Genomic DNA, 19011 nt, shown 5'->3' with positions numbered 1-19011 from the left:
TCTAATTTCCTCCTGACATGCAGAAAAGAGTGAATTCCTTCCTGCATATGAAAAAAGCTGCTGCACCGAAACGTGCAGCAGCTTTCTGTTTCATTAGTTATTATAAATCGGATACTTATCGCAGATTTTTGTTACCTCAGCTCTGATATAATCGGCCTTCTGATCAAAATCAGTTGCCGCAAGCCAGATGCACTCTGCAATCTTATCCATGTCTTCTTCCTTTAATCCTCTGGAAGTAACAGCTGGGGTACCAATCCGGACACCGGAAGTAACAAAGGGGCTTCTTGGATCATTTGGAACCGCATTCTTATTGAGGGTAATAAATACCTCATCGCAGCGGTTCTGAAGTTCTTTTCCAGTAACTTCCATCCCTCTTAAATCAATCAGCATCAGATGATTGTCCGTGCCGTCGGTAAGAATATGAAATCCCTGCTTAACCAGTGCTGCAGCAAGCGCCTTGGCATTCTTAACCACCTGCTCCTGATAGGTCTTAAACTCAGGCTTTAACGCTTCTCCAAAGCAAACTGCCTTTCCAGCAATTACATGCTCTAACGGACCGCCCTGAGTTCCCGGGAAAATTGCTTTATTAAAGTTAAACTTATCAGCTGCCTCCTGGTTTGCCAGGATCATACCGCCTCTTGGTCCTCTTAAGGTTTTATGAGTTGTGGTGGTAACCACATCTGCATAAGGAATGGGACTTTCATGAATTCCTGCTGCAACCAGTCCTGCAATGTGAGCCATATCCACCATCAAATAAGCTCCCACCTTATCTGCCACTTCTCTAAACCGCTTAAAGTCGATGGCTCTGCCATAGGCACTTGCGCCAGCCACAATGAGTTTTGGTTTATGCTCCACTGCCAGACGCTCCATCTCATCATAATCAAGGAATCCGTCATCATTCACTCCATAAGGAACGATATTAAAATAAAGACCGGAAAAGTTTACTGGGCTTCCATGAGTTAAATGACCACCATGATTTAAATTCATTCCCATAACGGTATCACCTGGATTTAACATAGCAAGAAATACCGCCATATTGGCCTGGGCTCCTGAATGGGGCTGAACATTGGCATAATCACAGCCGAACAGTTTTTTTGCACGTTCAATGGCGATGGTTTCCACAACATCCACCTCTTCACATCCGCCGTAATAACGCTTTCCAGGGTAACCTTCCGCATATTTATTGGTAAGCACAGTTCCCATAGCCATCATAACCGGTTCTGAAACAATGTTTTCGGATGCGATTAATTCCAGATTTCTTCGCTGACGTGCGCATTCCTTTTCGATGGCTTCTCCTACTTCCTTGTCAAAGCCGGTGATAAACTTCATTACCTCATTTACCATGTCCAATCCCTCACTTTTCCTTTTGAATCGTTACTCTTTAGCATTTTGGTAGATTATATAGCAAACTTCCTTAAAATGTCAAGGCTTTCTCATCTTCTGCATGTTGAGCAAGAAGCTTTTCATAAAGATCCTGTTGTCTGATCTAGCTTAAAATCCTGTAATTTTTTATTACAATCTGAAGAGATTTATTTCCATTGTATTCATTTACTGCCGGATAATACACCACGTCAAGCCGGCGGTGATTTCCCAGTTCTTCTACAAATAAATCTCCGTCTTCAAACAAAAGTCCATCCATAGGCGTACCGTTTTTTGTTACCAGTGAAAATTTGACCACATTCCGGTTTTTCCCCAGTACGCGTACACTGCGAATGGACAAATCCTTTTGTGCAAACAGTGGTTTTTCGTTCCCCTGTCCATAAGGCTCCAGTAAATCCAGTTCCTCTATTAAAGGCTCACTTATGTACTCCAGAGGCATGGGAACATCGATCCATACCTTCTTAACAAAATCCTCTTCCGATAACTCTGCTTTATCATTCAGAGCTCTGCGTAATTCATCAACGTTTTCCTTTAACAGAGACAGCCCCGCTGCCATTGGGTGACCTCCGAATTTCAGCAGAAGTTCCTTTACCTCCACCAGAGCGTCAAACATGTGGTAAGACTCAATGGATCGTCCGGAACCCTTTACATGCTCCTCCCCATCCGTCAGCACAAATGCCGGCTTTTGAAAACGCTCTCTTAATCTGCCGGCTATGATTCCAGCAAGTGACTCATGGCAATCCGGCAGATATACCACCAGAACCTTATCCTTGGAAAAATGTTCATCTACCAGCTTTACCGCTTCGTCTGTTCCTGATTTCGTCATATCCTTCCTCTGGTCATTGAGATCCTTTAATTCAGCCGCCATTCTGTCTGCTTCTTCCTCTTCCTGACATAAAAGCAGCGAAAGAGCCAGCTTGGCAGTCACCAGACGTCCACCTGCGTTTAAACAAGGGCCGATCACAAATCCTATCTGATATGACGTGATATGATCCTTATCCAGATTATTCTTCTCGATGAGTTTTAAAAGACCCAGACTTTTGGTATTCCCAATGCGCTTTAAACCTTCTTTTACAATAATCCGGTTCTCGTCCTGCAGCTTCATCACATCTCCAACGGTTGCTATGGCAGCAAATTCCACCATATCAAAGGATTTCTCTTTTGAAATGCCAAATGCCTCATACAAAGCCTGTACCAGCTTAAAGGCCACCATACCACCGCAGATCTCAGGAAATGGATACTTACAGGCTTCCTGCTTGGGATTAACAATCGCATCTCCAGGTGGCAGCATCTCCTGCCCATCATCTTTGCGAATATCATGATGGTCTGTTATAATCACTGTCATCCCAAGTTTTTTGGCAAGACTGATTTGTTCCACTGCGGCGATTCCATTATCGCAGGTCACAATTGTATCAATGCCATCCTCGTAAGCTGCCCTGATTATAGATTCATTAATCCCATATCCATCCTTAATTCTGTCCGGAATTTCATAATCCACGACTGCGCCTGTCTCTTTCAGAGCCTGATACAAAAGGTATGTAGAACAGACTCCGTCGATATCATAATCTCCTACGATCCGGATCGGTTTCAACTGTTGTATCTTTTCTTTTAAAATCAATATGGCACGATCCATATCTTTCAGCAGACAGGGGCTGTATAAATCACCCAGCCCCCCTTTTAAATACTTTTCCACGGCTTCCCGCCCTAATACTTCCCGGTTTCTGATAATTCTTGCCGTTACCGGTGATATATGATGAAACTTTGCCATTTCATCAAAATCAGCCCGTTTAGTCTGAAGCATCCACTGCTCTGCTGCCATCTTTCTTGATCTCCTTAATAACACTCTTTTGTGCTGTCTCTTCTTTTGCGCCTTTTATCTCTCTCAATTTCCTGGCTCTTGTTATTTCCCGAATTCTTTTATTTCCAATTTCCTGATTCTCCTGCAAGCCTTCTTTCCGCCTTTTTGCGGCAGACAAACGATTCATAAGGCTTGTAATGGAATAAAGAATGGGAGCAAAGTCCCCCCGGTAAGCTTTTTCACAGGTAGATTTCACCTCGAAATTCTCACTTCCTATTTCCTGAAATAAATATTTTTCATCATCAATAATATGCTTCAAACGGTCAATCAATTCATTGACAGAATTGGTCAGGATGCCGATTTCATCCCTGGATTGGTAGGTTAAATAAACACCCAGATCTCCGTCTGCCACTCTTCTGGTTCCTTCCACAAGATCCTTTACCGGTTTATCAATGGCAATGATAATATAAATCACAAGGAGTGAAATTAAAAATCCCACCACACCAACACTGATGACTTTCATCCTTGCCAGACGCATATATAAATGATCTCCTTCAATGCTGGCTGCTTCGGATCCTTTTCTGTTATAATCCACAACCTCTAAAAACCCATCGCTTGCCTCATCAAACAGCTCTCTGGATTCACCCATGATGATGTTAAATGCTTCACTGGAGTTATTTTCCCGGCTGACGGCAAGAAGGCGATAGCTGCATTCCAAATACTTCCTCCAGTTATCTTTGGCCTCATTCATTAACTGGCGGTCTGATTCATCCGTAATATAAAGTTCATACCGGACAAAAGACCGGTCTATCTCAGTTTTAATGCCATCCATCTCCCGCTCCAGCTGAGATTTGTCAACCCCGTTTGAAGTGACCACATGGTTATATTCCTTAATACGGTAATCGGATGTCTTCGTGTTTAACTCTTCCGCAATGATAATGGCTGGCACCCATGACTGGGAAATCACCGTACTGGCTTCATTAATCTTACTAGCTGTAATAACAGATTCCGTTCCAATAAATATTAACCCCAAAATGCTGATTGCTCCCAACAAAATAAGTTTTGTTTTTATTTTAATATTTCTGATAGATGTCACTTTCATATTCCCTTAATCTCTTCCTCCTGGACCGGTAATCCGGTATTTCCTTTTCTACAGTTGACCAGAATGCTTTTGAATGATTCATATAAGACCGATGAGCCAGTTCATGTACTACCACATAATCAGCCAGATCTTCCGGCAGCAGCACAAGTCTCCAGTTAAAGTTTAGGTTTCCCTTTCCGCTGCAGCTGCCCCATCTGGTGGCCTGATCCCGAATGGCGATTCTGCCGTAATCCGTCTTCATAATTTGTGCCCACAAAGCAGTTTTCTCCTCCAGGTACTGCCTTGCACGCTGCCTGTACCAGTTCTTAATCACTGTTTTGACTGTATCCTCTCCATCTATGGGACCAGTGAGTGTTAATTCTTCTGAGGATTCCTTTATTAAAATCCCCTTTCTCCTAACATCATGCAGGATACGAATGATACGCGTTTCTCCAAATAACAGCAGTTCACTCCCATCGGCCCATGAAAACTGGTTTAATACTGGCCGGGATCTGATCTTTAAAACTGCCTCATACACCCATCTGCTGTTTTTTAATACCAGCTCATGCCCCAAACGGTAAGATACTGTGAAAGGAAGTCTTACGATCACATCCCCTGTTTTTGAGACCTGGAGCGCCATGGTTCTCCTCTTGGATTTTACAATCTTATAGTTTAAGAAAGTTCCATCTTCAAAGGGCAGAATACCTGTGTTCCTTCTATCTTCATTATGTTCCTCTTCCATATATACGATTCCAATCTCTTATTTTCTTTTTCCTTATTCGCAAAGAAACCCGTACCCTTAATTATATCGAAAAATGGAAAAGAAACAATAGTAATTATGGATTATTCAGAGCGTTCCGCGATCTCCTGCAGTCTCTTATAATCAGCGATAAAATACCCTTTCTCCTTTTTCATAATTCCCTCATCACAAAATTTCTTCATAACAAACAGTATATGACGGTAGCTGACATTCATATACTCAGAGACATCCGTATGGGAAATCCCATACAAACCCTCTTTGTGATGGGTCAGTATAAAGGAGGCAAGTCTTTTTTCCAGAGAATAATTAAGATATTCACTAAGCCGGAAACTTCTGGCCATCAGTTTACTGGAAATATAGGATGCGAAATAGAAAGAAACCTCAGCGTCCTTTTTACACATATTTCTAATAACTTCCAGATCAAACTCCAGGCAGCAGATGTCATCCACCACTTTATTTTCTTTTGTGAAGTCCTCATTGCAGAAAATAGAAAGCTCCCCCAGCCAGTCCTCTCTTCCTGCAAAATCAAGAATGGAGCGGCGGCCGTTTTCATGATCTATATATATTTTTACTGCACCGGAGCAGATATAATAGCAGCGGGAAATAGACTCCCCCACCTTAAAAATATTGCTGCCTTTGGGGAAGCGTTTCTCCTGCCCCATTTTTATTAAATGATCCGGAATCTCACATGTTATAAACTGTTTCATTATAATTTCCTCTGATATGATAAATCTCATAGTAGGTTATCCAGAAACTATGGTATCATATTCCCGAGGTGAAAACAATGACGAAGAAAAATACAAAATTAATCGCTTATTCCATCCTGAACTTTGTACTATTTGGATTTGGAGTATCGCTGCAGTTAAAAGCAGCCATCGGCCAGAGTGTTTTAAACGCACTGGCAGTTACACTTTCCTTTCTCATTCCATGGAAGGTTGGTACCATATTAAACCTGGTTAATACCATTTTTTTTATCAGCTATTTACTTTTAAGACGTACCAGATTAAACTATAAGGACATCATTCAGATTATCGCAACCATTGCCAATGGAATTATCATTAACTTTTTTCTCTACCAGGTTCTGTCCGGCTTTACGGCCGAAAGCTACCTTTTTAGAGTACTGCTCTATGCGATCGGTTTGATTTTCGCTTCCATAAGCCTTGGCGCTGTCCTGGCAATTGGAATTATAAAGTTCCCCTTAGAGAGTCTCTGCCTTACCATCACGGAACTTTATCACAAGAAATTTACCGCTGTGCGCATGAGCTTTGATGTGATATTTCTGGTTGCTGCCATCGCCCTTACCTTATGGGCACATACCCCCTGGCAGATCCGGGAAGGAACCGTAATCAGTGTTTTGCTCCTTTCCCCTCTGTTAGGAATCTGCTTAAACTTCTTTAAGAAGCACTGGAATATGGAGGACTAAAAACATGTACCAAACATACTTAATTGATATTGACAACACCATCCTGGATTTTGATGCGGCAGAAGAACGAAGCTTTCAGAATGTAATAGAATCCTACTGCCTTCCCTTTGAACGCAGCATGCTGGATGAATATAAAAAGATAAACAAGAATCTCTGGAATCTGCTGGAGCAGGAGAAGATCAGCAGGGAAGAAGTATTTCACACAAGATTTTCCCTATACTTTCAGACTCTGGAAAGAGAAGTAGATGGAGTGGAGGCAGAATCCCGCTATCGAAGCTTTCTTGGCAACAGCCCGGAACTCATCCCCCACGCAAAAGAGACGCTGATCCAGCTAAAAAGCATGGGGAAAAAGCTTTATACCGCTTCCAACGGGGTCTATACCACTCAGGTTACCAGACTAAACCAGGCTGGTATCTTCGACCTGTTTGACGGAATGTTTATATCAGAAAAGGTGGGAAGTGAGAAGCCATCTATCCACTTTTTTAAACACTGCTTTGATCATATTCCTGATTTCAATCAGGAAGAAACCATCATGGTTGGGGACAGTTTAAGTTCTGATATCAAGGGTGCAGTAAATGCAGGCATTGACTCCTGTCTTTTTACCCCCGCAGATTCTCCCGCCAGTTCTGATGCTACATATACCATCCATGATCTGTCCCAGCTTTTAAACCTGTAGGTCTCTACAGACAGAATCTTCCTTCCAAAGCCAAAAACTGATCCAGTACCATTTTGCTTACCCTGGCTCCGAATATAGTGGCCGGATGAGCCGGATAATACATGGCATCAGAAAATTCTTTATGAAACATCACAATCACATACGGTCCATATGGAGTAAATACGATGCCTCCGTCATTGCGGCAGGCATCCATGCTCCCGCTTTTTGAAGCCACTGAAATCAGTATGTCATCTGTATTGTCACTGTCCATATAGACAGGCGGAAAGTCTTTTGTAATCATACTGTTGTAATGCTGCTTTTTCAATATTTCAAGCATCGCCCCATCTGCTTTCTCGCTGATCAGCTCTCCCTTTACCAGTCTTGTAAACACGCTGCCATAATCGTTTGGAGTGCTGGTTCCCAGTTGCCGGTAACGGTCAAAGTGAATGGGATTATAAAGAATCGTATCCTTGCAGCCCAGCTTCTCAATACAGCGGTTAATGGTATCCAGTCCCAGATAGTCAATCATCATATTGGTAGCAATGTTATCACTGACGATAATCATAAAAACAGCCGCATCTTTTACCCTCAGCACAGCCCCTGGTTCCAGGGCTGCCAGTACGCCACTCCCATCTACCATATGTTCCGCCTTATATTCCACCAGATCCTCAAGACTTTTGTTCCCTTTTTCCACTTCATCAAATAAACAGGCAAGTATAAAGGTCTTGATGGTACTTGCAGTCTCATATTTTTCTTCCTGCCCTATAGTAATCACATTACCATGAAAATCATTGAGATAGATTCCCAATTTCCCGTCATAGCTCATTAGTTCTGCCTGAATTCGTTTCTCTAATGTAAATCTATTGTCCATGTCATCCTCCGTTTTTTTTAGAATATACTCCCCGAAGCATACCAGCTTTTGGCCAGATCATCCCGGTAATCCGCTGCATCAGGATTTAAACTGTTTATGACCACTCCGCTGCTGCCAATCTTACCCGTGGAATGAATATACGATCCATCTCCCAGGTACATGGCAATATGACCCGGAAAATACATGAGATCCCCTGGAAGCATTTCATCCTTGGGAATTTCCTTAACCGGAAATCCAGGCTGTATTTTTGCATCCCGGAATATAATAATTCCATTCATCAGATAGCTCTGTGAAGTTAAACCAGAACAGTCAATCCCAAACGATGTTCTGCCTCCCCACCGGTACTGGGTGCCCAAATACTCCATTGCAGTCTCGATCAACGCCAGACGAAATTCTCTTTCATCCACAATTTCCTTCTGTGGAAGATGATCCGTCCACAAAGCGCTTTGGGAATATTCTTTCGGGCGCAGATACTGATTCCTCATAAACCCATTCTGCCCGTCAAATAACTCAACCATTGCCCAGCCTGGTTCCTCAGACTCAAACTCTCTCACCTTAATGAGCGCTCCTCTGGGAACACTCATGATTCTCACACCCTGGACCTTGGGAATTGACATGATATCCACTAATTCTCCATCTGTTACCATCAGACCGCCCTCTTCCCAGTTAATCAGGGAAGAAAGGCCGGTCAGTTCCACATCCTCTTTTCTTACATACCCCGGATAATGATAGGCTGTTACAACCGGATAAAATCCCTGGTCTTCCTCCCCTGTGATCCGAAGTCCCATACCGTATATCCCTTCATCTGCAATGGAAGAAACCAGTTTCTTTTCCCTGTTCTCCTTTGTTTCTCCAGGCCGGTCCCATATGGTAATTACCGGCTTTTTAATTACTGCAAACTGCTGCTCCATCACTGTCTCCCTTCATTCCAAAGAACCGGACCTGCAAGTCAAAGGCAGCGAATAAATTCGCTGCCTGTCATCCGTTTCGTCAACGCTCATATAATTTCTTATATTCTTCCGCCTCTTTTTTATTCGCCAGTACATAATGTTCTTTTCTGATTTCCTGCCAGAAAGGCTGATCAGCTGTATAATCATGCATGGACGGATCGTAAACCATCAGCTTCTTCTCCTTCTCATGCTTTGGATCCGGCATGGGAATTGCTGAGAGAAGGGCCCTGGTATAAGGGTGAATGGCGTGGGTAATCAATTCCTCCGTCTCAGCCATCTCCACGATCTCTCCTTTGCGTATGACTGCAATCCGGTCAGTAATAAACCGCATAACCGATAAATCGTGGGCAATGAACAAATAAGTAATCTGACGTTCTTTCTGAATTCTGGTAAGAAGATTCAGAACCTGAGCCCGCACCGACACATCGAGGGCAGAAATCGGTTCATCCGCTATAATAAACTCCGGTTTCATAATCAGAGATCTTGCAATACCGATCCGCTGCCTCTGGCCTCCCGAAAACTCATGGGGGAAACGGCTGGCAAACTCCGGAAGAAGTCCCACATCAAGAAGTGCCTGATTCACCCGTTCTTTCCTTTCCTTCTCAGGAATCCCTTTTTCAATATTCAATAACCCTTCGCTTACAATATAATCCACCTTGGCTCTTTCATTTAAAGATGCCTGAGGATCCTGAAAAATCATCTGGATTTCCTGAATCACCTTCCGGTCCAGTTCTCCCGAAATATCTCCGTTTATTTTCTGACCCTTGTAGAGAATTTCTCCTCCTGAAGTCTTTATAATTCTCATAACAGCCCGGCCAATGGTCGTTTTTCCAGAACCGGATTCTCCCACCAGTCCAAAGGTCTCCCCTTTATAAATCTTAAAGTTTACCCCTTTTACTGCCTGATATTTCTTTTTTCGTTCGCCGAAGGTCACTTCCAAATCCTTAACTTCCAGTAATACTTCCCGCTCCATCAGAACAGACCTCCTTCTCTGATTATTTTTAGTACAGGCGGCGGATCCGCCTTTGGTGCCCGTTCATCCAGCAGCCAGGTTTTAGCCTTGTGGGTAGGAGAAATGCTGAAATAAGGAGGACTCTTCACAAAATCAATTTTAAGAGCCTGGGGATTTCTGGGAGCAAACGCATCTCCCTTTACTTCTGCATAAAGATTGGGGGGTGTTCCGGCAATGGAGAATAAATTCTCTCCTTTTATCCCAACCTGAGGCAAAGAGGAAAGGAGCGCCCAGGTATAGGGATGTCTTGCATCATAAAAGATATCCTCACTGGTTCCAATCTCCACAATATCCCCGGCATACATCACGGCTACTCTGTCTGCCGTATTCGCCACTACTCCCAGATCATGAGTAATAAGGATCACCGAAAGCTTATATTTCAGCCGTAGTTCCTTAATCAGTTCCAGAATCTGAGCCTGTATGGTCACATCAAGAGCCGTCGTGGGCTCATCGCAAATAAGAATCTGGGGATTGCAGGCGATTGCTATGGCTATGACCACACGCTGGCGCATACCCCCCGAAAATTCATGAGGATACTGAGAAAAACGTTTCTCCGGATCCTGAATTCCCACATCAGTCAGATACTGAAGCGTCCGTTTTCTGGCCTCAGCCCTGCTTCCCTTCTGATGCAGGAGAACCGCCTCCATAATCTGTGAACCTATGGTCTTTAATGGATTTAAGCTGGTCATTGGATCCTGCATGATCATGGCAATTTCATGTCCCCGCAGCTTTAACCAGTCTTTTTCTTTCCTAATTCCCGTTAACTCTACCGGAACTTTATCATCAGAGCCATAATAAACGGCCTTCCCGCCGCTGACACTGCCGTTCTTATCTAAGAGTCCCATAAATGATTTTGTAAATACCGATTTTCCGCTTCCCGATTCCCCTACAATCGCAAGAATTTCCCCTTTATAAAGTTCCAGGGAAATTCCACGTATGGCATGAAGCCGTTTCCCTCTCAGTTCAAAGGTAATATCTAAATCATTTACCTCTAATATCGTCTCTCGTCCCATTGGCTGCCTCCTTATAAGTGATTCTTCGGATCGGCGGCATCAGAAAACGCGTTGCCGATAATGTAGAAAGAAATAGTTACAAATGAAAGAATAATGGTAGGATAAACCAGCTGATAGCGCAGTGCCGGGCTGGTAATCAGTGCTCTTCCTTCATTGATTAAGTTCCCAAGACTTGGAATATTAACCGGAAGTCCCAGACCAATATAGGTAATAAACACTTCATTTCCAATAGCCGCCGGAATGGTAAGTGCCATACGAAGCATAATGACAGAAACCAGATAAGGCAGAAGGTTTTTCACAATAATTCTGACTGTTGGTGTTCCAAGACACCGGCTGGCAACATTATAATCTCTGTCTCTGATAATGAGTATCTGGTTGCGGATAAATCTTGCCATCTGAATCCAACCTGTAAGACACATGGCAAATATCAGTGTTTTAACACTGGGCTTTAATATGTAAGAGATCAAAATCAATATAATTGTATTTGGTATATTATCAATAATATTATAAATTTCAGTCAGTATAAAGTCCGCCTTTCTGACATAGCCCCAGATCACCCCTACCGTAATTCCGATTACGGCCTCCGCCAGCGCCACTGATAAGCCAATAAACAGCGAAGTCCTGGTTCCTGACCAGATCCGTGCCCATAAGTCCTGACCGATGGAATTGGTTCCGAGAATAAATTGTTTTCCAGGCGGAATATTACGAAACTGCATTCCACTGGTATCATTAATAATCAGGTTTGGATCATACTGGCCTGGAAGATAAGGCTGTACAAATGTAAATGCCAATAACAGCATTAACAGCACCAGTAAAGCAAAGGCTATGCGGTTTTTAAAAAATGCATGGAGCGTGCTGTTCCAATAAGAGTAATTGCTGAATCCCGTTTTCTCTGTCTCCGCTTCATTATATCCCCCAAACGTAAACAGCTCTGCTTCTTCCATATTTTCAATTAACTCTGCTTCCTTTGTATGGCGGTAAGAAAATTGCTTCATCATCTGTCACCTGCTTTCTTTCCAAGGCTGATTCTGGGATCCAGCGTAACCATCATAAGATCCCCGAGAAGCAGTCCCAGTACGCCCACACAGGCATACAAAAGAACAATCCCCTGTACCATGGCATTGTCATGCTTTTTAATTACGGTAACCAAAAGACCGCCCATTCCAGGAATGCTGTAAAGAGATTCTATGTAAATAGAACCGATTACCGTATTTAAAAATGCAGTAGGAATATACTGGGCAAGGGGAACAAAGGCGTTGCGGAAAATATGTTTAAACATAACATTACCTTCTGACAGCCCTTTTGCCTTTGCTAACCTGACATAATCCTTATTGCTTTCATCAATCATATACCGTCTCAGCCACATCCCATAAAATGCAATATTTCCAAGAGACATGGAGAGAACCGGCAAAATCCAGTAATTGGGATCATCGATCTGAAAGAGCAGCCCTACATGAAAGAGCTGTGTCCCATAAAGCTGAATATAAAGGAAATAGACTGCGGCCGGTACAGCCTGAATACATACAATAAAAAATGTACCTATTTTATCAAACCAACGATACTGATACCTTGCCATAAAAGCCCCCATAGGAAGCCCAACCAGAAGTGAGACAACCATGGACCAGATTCCCAGCTTAATGGATACAGGTACTTTATCCGCCAGAATATCGGATACAGGAACGTTGGAACGGTAAATCCTGGAAGTACCCAGATCCCCATGAAGCAGTTTCTGGAAAAAATGAACAATCTGGAGTGGAAGGGGATCCGACAATCCCATCTCCTTTAAACCCACTTCGATTTGCTGAGTCGTCATTTTATCAAAGTTCTGAAAATAACCTTCAATCGGCATTAGGCGGAGAAGACAGAATACAACGGTCAGAATGATGATTAATGTAAGAAATGAACGTGCGATTCTTTTACTCAAGTATAGTAACATCAGTTTTCAGACTCCTTTGTTTTGTTTGTAAAAATACTCTCTGAAGGCGAAGTCAGATGATATCCACCTCCCCTTCAGACGGTATTTTTCCGCCGGACCAAAAGCATAGCCTGTGATCCGGCGTTTTATCTTACCGTCTATTTTTCATTTGCTTCCTGGTTCGCCTTAAACTCATCCATGGAAATGAAATGATCCTTTAAATGCTGTCCTTTATACCGAAGATTAGATACTCCGAACGGTGCATACTGCCCTTCAAATACATCCAGCTTATTTGCCACATACTTGCTGACAGAAATGCTGTAAGGAATCACAAATGCGTGATCTACCAGACTTGCCTCTGCCTTTGCAAATGCCTCATACCTTGCATTGATATCTGTTTTCATATCCTTAGCCTGATCCACAAGAGTCAGGTATTCTAAAGCCGCTTCAGCAGAAGGCGTTCCGTCTTCAATTGCTTTTGCTATATTTCCATACTTATAGCCAAGTTCATATCCGCTTTCTCCCTTTTTCTGATAGAACGGATCTGTCCAGGTCTCCGGATCAGCATAATCTGCGCCCCAGTTACATTTCATAAATGCAAATTTACCGCTTCTACGTACTTCTGTTAAAAATCCATCTGCAGGACCTGCTTCCACAACGATATCAATAAAATCAGAGCCAAGAAGGCTTTCCATCTGCTGTTCCACTACCTGACATTCTTTATCCCAGTTTACTTCAGACGGATTGTATGGCATTAATACCTTAACAGGAAATGTTACACCTGATGCCTCCAGTTCTTTCTTTGCCAGATCCCTGTATTCCTTTGCTTTTGTCTCATCAAAGGTCTGGGTTAAGTTTGCCATATCCCCTACCTTGGTATAATCCTCACCCTGTGCATTAAAGGTAAAGTTTGGAGGTGTAATAGAGTTGATAACAAAATCATCGGGTGTGGCGGACTCTAACACTGCAACTTCCTTGGACTTATTAAGTGCTGATGATAAAGCCTTACGGAAGTTTTCATTATTTACTGCTTTTTTCCAGTTATCCGGCTCATACTGAGCATCAAACTGGGGATTAAAGTTAAAGCAGTAGAAATAAGAGTAGCTTGTTTTTGGTCTCTCTCTGCTGATTAAGTTCTTTGTATCCTCACCGTTTTTCCAGTCATCCAGAATATCGGAAGAGATTTCTGCATAATCCACCTCGCCTCGTTTTACCATCTCAGGTCCGATTGTATTGTATTCCGCATTGTAAACTTCCTGAATTTCATCAATATAAACCAGAGCTGCATCGTAATTTAACGGATTTTTCTTCATAACATGCTTTTCCTGAGGAGAGAATTCTTCCAGATAGTAAGCACCATTATAATACATCTTGTCTGCGCCTGTTCCAAAGTCCTTACCAAGCTCCTCAAGCTGAGGTCCATAAGCTGGCATATAAACTATATAAGCCAGAGAAGACAGGAAATAAGGAACATCTTTTCCAAGCGTATAAGTAAGGGTATGTTCATCTACAGCCTTAACACCAACCTCTGAAAATTCAACTGGCTGCCATACCTTTCCGTCCTTATCTGCACCACCGTTATAAACCAGTCCATTATAATAATTATCGGCATTGGCAATAATACCAAACAAATTCTGTACATTAGCACTTTCATATTCCGGAGTTAGCTCATACTTCATCGCATCCACAAAATCCTGAGCAGTCACGGTTCCAACCTCTTTTCCCGTGTTATCTACCCATTTTGCGTCTCTAAGCTTAAATGTCCAGGTTAAGGTCGCTTCATCATAAGTCCATTCTGTTGCCAGACCTGGTTTAATCTGTCCCTTGCTATCGTATTCAACCAACGTGTCGATCACATTCGCTCCGATTTTATAATCATCTTCTGAGGAAGAAACCAGATAATTAAGAGTTGTAGCCTCTCTTCCATAGAGCTTTTTATAAACTGCCAGCTCTCCGCTTCCTTCGGTCTTTGATCCACCCTCCGCACTTCCTGCACTGCTTTCAGAAGCTTTTTTACCTCCGCATCCGCTAAGTACAGTTGCCGTTGCAAGAACTGCACAGAGAATTCCGGCTGCTAATCTTTTTTTCTTCATAATTTTCCTCCATTTTTTTTATTTCTAACCCGTCAGGGATTAGTGTCCTCATTCGTATGCTTCTATTTCTCCCCAAAAACAGGTACTTTAAAGATTCCCAGTCCCGGCTCCCCATTCATTATAATTCTGGAGCCCATAAAGGCAGGACCTCCGCTATATGGATCCTCACTGCATAAGGAGGGCCCGTCTAAATCCGCTCTGGTAATAACTCCCTTTGCAGCTGCCAGGTGGGCTGCTGCGCTGACCGCAATCTTGCTCTCCAGCATACATCCAATCATACACTCCACTTCGTAGCATTCTGCTATAGCACAGACTTTTAAAGCTTCGTAAATTCCCCCGGTCTTCATCAGCTTAATATTAATTAAATCTGCAGCCCGTTCTTTTATGATATGTATGGCATCCATGGCTGAAAACACGCTTTCATCTGCGAGAATGGGGGTCTGTACCTGACTGGTGACAAGCTTCATCCCTTCAAAATCATGGGCACTCACCGGCTGTTCCACAAGATCCATATCGATTCCCATGTCCTCCAGTTTTCTTATAATCCTAACTGCATCTTTTGCCGACCACCCCTGGTTTGCATCAATCCGAAGCCTAATCTCTGGCCCCACAGCCTGGCGAATGGCCTTGATCCGTTCCACATCCTTTTGTCCTTCTTTGCCGACTTTGATCTTCAGTATTCTAAAGCCCTGCTGGATTGCAAGCAGACTGTCTTTGACCATCTCCTCTGTCTCATTGACGCTGATGGTCAAATCGGTCTCTATTTCGCCCTTACTGCCCCCTAAAACCTGATAGAGAGGCTTCCCGCAGAATTTTGCAAACAGATCATAAACAGCCATATCCACAGCCGCCTTCGCCGAAGTGTTTTTAATCATTGATTTATGAAGTACTTTCATAATGCCATCCAAATTTTCAATCTCCATACCAATTAATGGAGGTGCAATAAACTCTTCAATAGCGCAGCGGATAGAGCCCTTCGTCTCTCCTGTAATCACAGCCGTAGGGGGAGCCTCACCGTATCCTGCCTGCCCGTCGTCAGACGTAATTCTGACTACTATATCATTAACAGTATCTACGGTCCTGAGGGCTGTCTTAAATGGAGTTACAAGAGGAATATTCACTTCTGCCGTTTCAATTTTCGCTATTCTCATTCTGATTTCCTTCCTATCATGCTGTCCATGATTTTGTTCTGATTCTGCGCCTCTGACCGATTTGTCTCTTCATATAATTTTAACGATAGTTCCGCCATAATCCGCTCAAATCCAGGAGTATCCGTCTCATTCCCACAAAAGCAGACCAAAAATGGCGTTTTTCCATAAACGATCCCAACATCATGAGTAATTCCACGATCCTCGCCTGTTTTATGGGCTATTTCCGGCTCCTCTGTAAGCGCCTGTAAATAAAATGGAATCTTACTGCAAAGCTGTTGATTTTTTAAAATTGATATCATCTGCCTGCTTGCCCCTTCACTGACCAATTCTCCCCGGTACATCATCGTAAGCAGCCTGCCTGTCTCGGATGCAGTTATGTAATTTTGAATCCCCTTACTCGACTTTTCTATATCATACATTTTTCTGTTAAGGCAGGTTTTTTCAAATCCAAGAGACTTAATATATCGATTGATCTCGTCTATCCCCAATAATTCAATGAGCACATTGGTGGCCGTATTATCACTGAATATAATCATCAGAGTGACCAGATCCAATGCCGTGACACAGATCCCCTCATGAAGGTAAGTGAGAGCTCCGCAGGATGGAACGCAATCCTTTTTGTATATGGGCAGCGAGAAATCCTGCCTCAGTTTTCCGGTCTCAAACTGATTAAATGCTGCCGCCATAATATATATCTTTATCACGCTGGCTGCCATAAGCGGCTGATCTTCCCTGTATCCCACCCGCTCTCCTGTTTCCAGGTTTTCATAAAAAAAGCTGATTTTTCCAGGAACCTGATCTAATATTCTGATTACCTCATCCCTTGTCATCCCGCAAAACTCCAGTCATTTAGAATCATTTATATAAAAAAAGAGGCACTGCACCCTTTGTTGCCAGCTACCTCGTTGCACCTGATTCAGATTTTTTTATTAAATTTTCTTATATCATTTACTATTTAGTATAATAAATTCTGGAAAAAAATCAAGCAATAGTTGTCTTATAAATAATTATTAGTATAAGTTACCAACTACAACATATCATTATTTAAATTTATAAAAGCTCACTTATTTTTTTTACTGCATCTTTTGTACTAACATTCATCATTTGTTGATAATAGTTTGCTGCTTGAATTGAAGTTTTTTTGTTAAAATTTTTTACTATATACTCTTCGATAGATATTGGCTTATGTCTTCTTGGATATATTCCCTTTAAGGCGTGGTCAATCAGATCAAGCCACTCTGAACTTTTATTTTTACAAACAATTGAGATACTAGATGGAATTTCACCATAATTGAAAGAGAATCCTCCACCAAAATTCTGAAGTTTTTTTATCCATCTTAAATCATACACTGTTTCCTGTCCCTTTTTATTGATGTAAATCAATTTATCTTTCTTTAATTGTAATTTACCAGCTGTGAAACCTCGGCTTGCTGGGCTCTCATAATAGATATAGTTTTCTAAAGCATTTTTAATTCGTTTTACACCATCACGTGCATTATTATTTTCATTATCAACATCCAAAACTTGATTATAGTATCTCAACGCATATTCATATTCGTATTCATCCTCAAACTCTTTTGCACGTAATAATAAATTGTCAGTATCTATCCCATTTATATTAATAGTCGTATTCTCTATGTTTAAATTAGAATTAAAGCTTATATTATAATTATTAACTGCTTGCTCAACTATATATGCAGATTTACAATAAGGGCATATGGCAGCCTGCTGAGAACTATCCACTTCAAGAGTGGCTCCACAATTGGTGCATTTTGCTGGTATTAATTTTGATTTAGTTGTTGACTGATTATTATTAATTTCGCTTTGTAATACTGAATTACCACAGTCCATACAAAACTTTGATCCATCTGGTAATTGAGTTCCACACTTCATACAATACATATTCGTACCCCTCATCTTTAATTTTGATATATACTAATAGTTAGTATATATCAAAATTAATAACTTTTAAAGTAAATTTACTTTCAAAATTATACTTTGTGCCTCTGCTGACTTCTTGGCATTCGTTATTATTACAAGTATCATCCTCTTTTGGTGTGGAATCAAAAACTGTTGTCCATGAGGGGACTAGGGACTTTTCACCCATTAGAAACGTGCGTCGCAAGGCGCACAACAAAAAAAGCATCTACACTTTCGTGTAAATGCTTTTCCTCTACGTGCGTGAGAAGATTTGAACTCCCGACACCTTGGTCCGTAGCCAAGTGCTCTATCCAGCTGAGCTACACACACATATTTAATTGGCTGCCTTTTCAGGCAATGCCGGCGACCGGAATCGAACCGGTACGGGCGATTAAGCCCGCAGGATTTTAAGTCCTGTGCGTCTGCCAGTTCCGCCACGCCGGCATTCTCATGATTTCTCATGGAAATGGGACCTATAGGGCTCGAACCTATGACCCTCTGCTTGTAAGGCAGATGCTCTCCCAGCTGAGCTAAGATCCCATAAGCAAAATGCAGTTGTAAAACGACCCGGATGGGACTCGAACCCACGACCTCCGCCGTGACAGGGCGGCGCTCTAACCAACTGAGCCACCAGGCCAGATTATCAAATATTTAGTTCAGTGCTAGTGGACCTTCGGGGACTCGAACCCGGGACCGACCGGTTATGAGCCGGTTGCTCTAACCAACTGAGCTAAAGGTCCTAAACATAATAATCTGATAGATATATTTAGTAAAGTGAAAGCCGATGATCGGACTCGAACCGATAACCTGCTGATTACAAATCAGCTGCTCTGCCAATTGAGCCACATCGGCATTCAATGACCCCAACGAGATTCGAACTCGTGTTACCGCCGTGAAAGGGCGATGTCTTAACCGCTTGACCATGGGGCCAAAGCTCCCCGAGTAGGACTTGAACCTACGACCCAACGGTTAACAGCCGTTTGCTCTAC

The 19011-nt window shown here is 42.4% G+C and carries 18 protein-coding genes and 7 tRNA genes; 3 read left to right on the top strand and 22 right to left on the bottom strand.

From position 1 onward, the window contains the following. Positions 1-93 precede the first annotated feature (93 nt). From glyA to ABS301_RS23700, 4 genes are all read right to left on the bottom strand, one after another. On the bottom strand, positions 94-1344 hold the full coding sequence (gene glyA, locus ABS301_RS23715; protein WP_349674532.1) for a serine hydroxymethyltransferase: 1251 nt from the start codon (positions 1342-1344) through the stop codon (positions 94-96). Between the two features lie 142 nt (positions 1345-1486). Continuing rightward, a complete protein-coding gene (gene recJ, locus ABS301_RS23710) occupies positions 1487-3199 on the bottom strand; it encodes a single-stranded-DNA-specific exonuclease RecJ (protein WP_349674531.1) in 1713 nt (570 codons plus the stop codon). After that, positions 3168-4280 (bottom strand): MCP four helix bundle domain-containing protein, encoded by a 1113-nt coding sequence (locus tag ABS301_RS23705; protein WP_349674530.1) that lies wholly within the window; start codon positions 4278-4280, stop codon positions 3168-3170. Before ABS301_RS23705 ends, recJ begins: the two co-directional genes overlap by 32 nt. Then, positions 4252-5001, bottom strand: coding sequence for a M48 family metallopeptidase (locus ABS301_RS23700; protein WP_349674529.1), 750 nt, complete (start codon positions 4999-5001; stop codon positions 4252-4254). The genes ABS301_RS23705 and ABS301_RS23700 overlap by 29 nt, the downstream gene beginning before the upstream one ends. Here ABS301_RS23700 and ABS301_RS25825 point away from each other — a divergent pair. Next, positions 4987-5142, top strand: a complete 156-nt coding sequence (locus ABS301_RS25825; RefSeq protein WP_502878001.1) for a type II toxin-antitoxin system prevent-host-death family antitoxin — start codon at positions 4987-4989, stop codon at positions 5140-5142. The genes ABS301_RS23700 and ABS301_RS25825 overlap by 15 nt on opposite strands. Here ABS301_RS25825 and ABS301_RS23695 read toward each other — a convergent pair. Beyond that, positions 5103-5726 carry a cyclic nucleotide-binding domain-containing protein gene (locus ABS301_RS23695; protein ID WP_349674528.1) on the bottom strand — a complete coding sequence of 208 codons (624 nt, stop codon included), beginning with the start codon at positions 5724-5726 and terminating at the stop codon, positions 5103-5105. The genes ABS301_RS25825 and ABS301_RS23695 overlap by 40 nt on opposite strands. A gap of 77 nt (positions 5727-5803) precedes the next feature. Here ABS301_RS23695 and ABS301_RS23690 point away from each other — a divergent pair, with 77 nt between their 5' ends. Together ABS301_RS23690 and ABS301_RS23685 are read left to right on the top strand one after the other, a co-directional pair. Beyond that, positions 5804-6442, top strand: a complete 639-nt coding sequence (locus ABS301_RS23690) for a YczE/YyaS/YitT family protein (RefSeq protein WP_349674527.1) — start codon at positions 5804-5806, stop codon at positions 6440-6442. Between the two features lie 4 nt (positions 6443-6446). Further along, a complete protein-coding gene (locus ABS301_RS23685; protein WP_349674526.1) occupies positions 6447-7118 on the top strand; it encodes a YjjG family noncanonical pyrimidine nucleotidase in 672 nt (223 codons plus the stop codon). A 4-nt stretch (positions 7119-7122) separates the two neighbouring features. Here the strand turns inward: ABS301_RS23685 and ABS301_RS23680 are convergent, their stop codons facing one another. From ABS301_RS23680 to ABS301_RS23600, 17 genes are all read right to left on the bottom strand, one after another. Beyond that, on the bottom strand, positions 7123-7968 hold the full coding sequence (locus ABS301_RS23680; protein WP_349674525.1) for a serine hydrolase: 846 nt from the start codon (positions 7966-7968) through the stop codon (positions 7123-7125). A 17-nt stretch (positions 7969-7985) separates the two neighbouring features. Then, on the bottom strand, positions 7986-8879 hold the full coding sequence (locus ABS301_RS23675; RefSeq protein WP_349674524.1) for a C40 family peptidase: 894 nt from the start codon (positions 8877-8879) through the stop codon (positions 7986-7988). A gap of 79 nt (positions 8880-8958) precedes the next feature. After that, complete coding sequence (locus ABS301_RS23670; RefSeq protein ID WP_349674523.1) at positions 8959-9891, bottom strand: ATP-binding cassette domain-containing protein; 933 nt, start codon at positions 9889-9891, stop codon at positions 8959-8961. After that, entirely contained in the window at positions 9891-10943 is a 1053-nt protein-coding gene (locus ABS301_RS23665) for an ABC transporter ATP-binding protein (RefSeq protein WP_349674522.1), read from the bottom strand. The genes ABS301_RS23670 and ABS301_RS23665 overlap by 1 nt, the downstream gene beginning before the upstream one ends. An 11-nt stretch (positions 10944-10954) precedes the next feature. Then, positions 10955-11941, bottom strand: coding sequence for an ABC transporter permease (locus ABS301_RS23660; RefSeq protein ID WP_349674521.1), 987 nt, complete (start codon positions 11939-11941; stop codon positions 10955-10957). Next, a complete protein-coding gene (locus ABS301_RS23655; protein WP_349674520.1) occupies positions 11938-12879 on the bottom strand; it encodes an ABC transporter permease in 942 nt (313 codons plus the stop codon). The genes ABS301_RS23660 and ABS301_RS23655 overlap by 4 nt, the downstream gene beginning before the upstream one ends. A gap of 137 nt (positions 12880-13016) precedes the next feature. Continuing rightward, positions 13017-14951 (bottom strand): peptide ABC transporter substrate-binding protein, encoded by a 1935-nt coding sequence (locus ABS301_RS23650; RefSeq protein WP_349674519.1) that lies wholly within the window; start codon positions 14949-14951, stop codon positions 13017-13019. A 62-nt stretch (positions 14952-15013) separates the two neighbouring features. Beyond that, on the bottom strand, positions 15014-16102 hold the full coding sequence (locus ABS301_RS23645) for a dipeptide epimerase (RefSeq protein WP_349674518.1): 1089 nt from the start codon (positions 16100-16102) through the stop codon (positions 15014-15016). Beyond that, positions 16099-16932 carry a serine hydrolase gene (locus ABS301_RS23640; RefSeq protein WP_349674517.1) on the bottom strand — a complete coding sequence of 278 codons (834 nt, stop codon included), beginning with the start codon at positions 16930-16932 and terminating at the stop codon, positions 16099-16101. The genes ABS301_RS23645 and ABS301_RS23640 overlap by 4 nt, the downstream gene beginning before the upstream one ends. A gap of 220 nt (positions 16933-17152) precedes the next feature. Then, positions 17153-18004, bottom strand: a complete 852-nt coding sequence (locus ABS301_RS23635) for a zinc ribbon domain-containing protein (protein WP_349674516.1) — start codon at positions 18002-18004, stop codon at positions 17153-17155. 274 nt (positions 18005-18278) lie between these two features. After that, positions 18279-18352 (bottom strand) — tRNA-Arg (locus tag ABS301_RS23630). 28 nt (positions 18353-18380) lie between these two features. Then, positions 18381-18466: transfer RNA gene (locus tag ABS301_RS23625), tRNA-Leu, on the bottom strand. A 23-nt stretch (positions 18467-18489) separates the two neighbouring features. Next, positions 18490-18562 (bottom strand) — tRNA-Val (locus ABS301_RS23620). 23 nt (positions 18563-18585) lie between these two features. Further along, a tRNA-Asp gene (locus tag ABS301_RS23615) sits at positions 18586-18659 on the bottom strand. Positions 18660-18688: 29 nt separating this feature from the next. After that, positions 18689-18762, bottom strand: a tRNA-Ile gene (locus ABS301_RS23610). 39 nt (positions 18763-18801) lie between these two features. Continuing rightward, a tRNA-Thr gene (locus ABS301_RS23605) sits at positions 18802-18874 on the bottom strand. A 6-nt stretch (positions 18875-18880) separates the two neighbouring features. Further along, positions 18881-18952, bottom strand: a tRNA-Glu gene (locus tag ABS301_RS23600). Between the last annotated feature and the right edge of the window lie 59 nt (positions 18953-19011).

This window comes from Lacrimispora sp. (genome assembly GCF_031982545.1).
Lineage (GTDB): Bacteria > Bacillota > Clostridia > Lachnospirales > Lachnospiraceae > Lacrimispora.
Note: the sequence above shows the minus strand (reverse complement) of the source record. Positions and strands in the feature narration are given on the sequence as shown.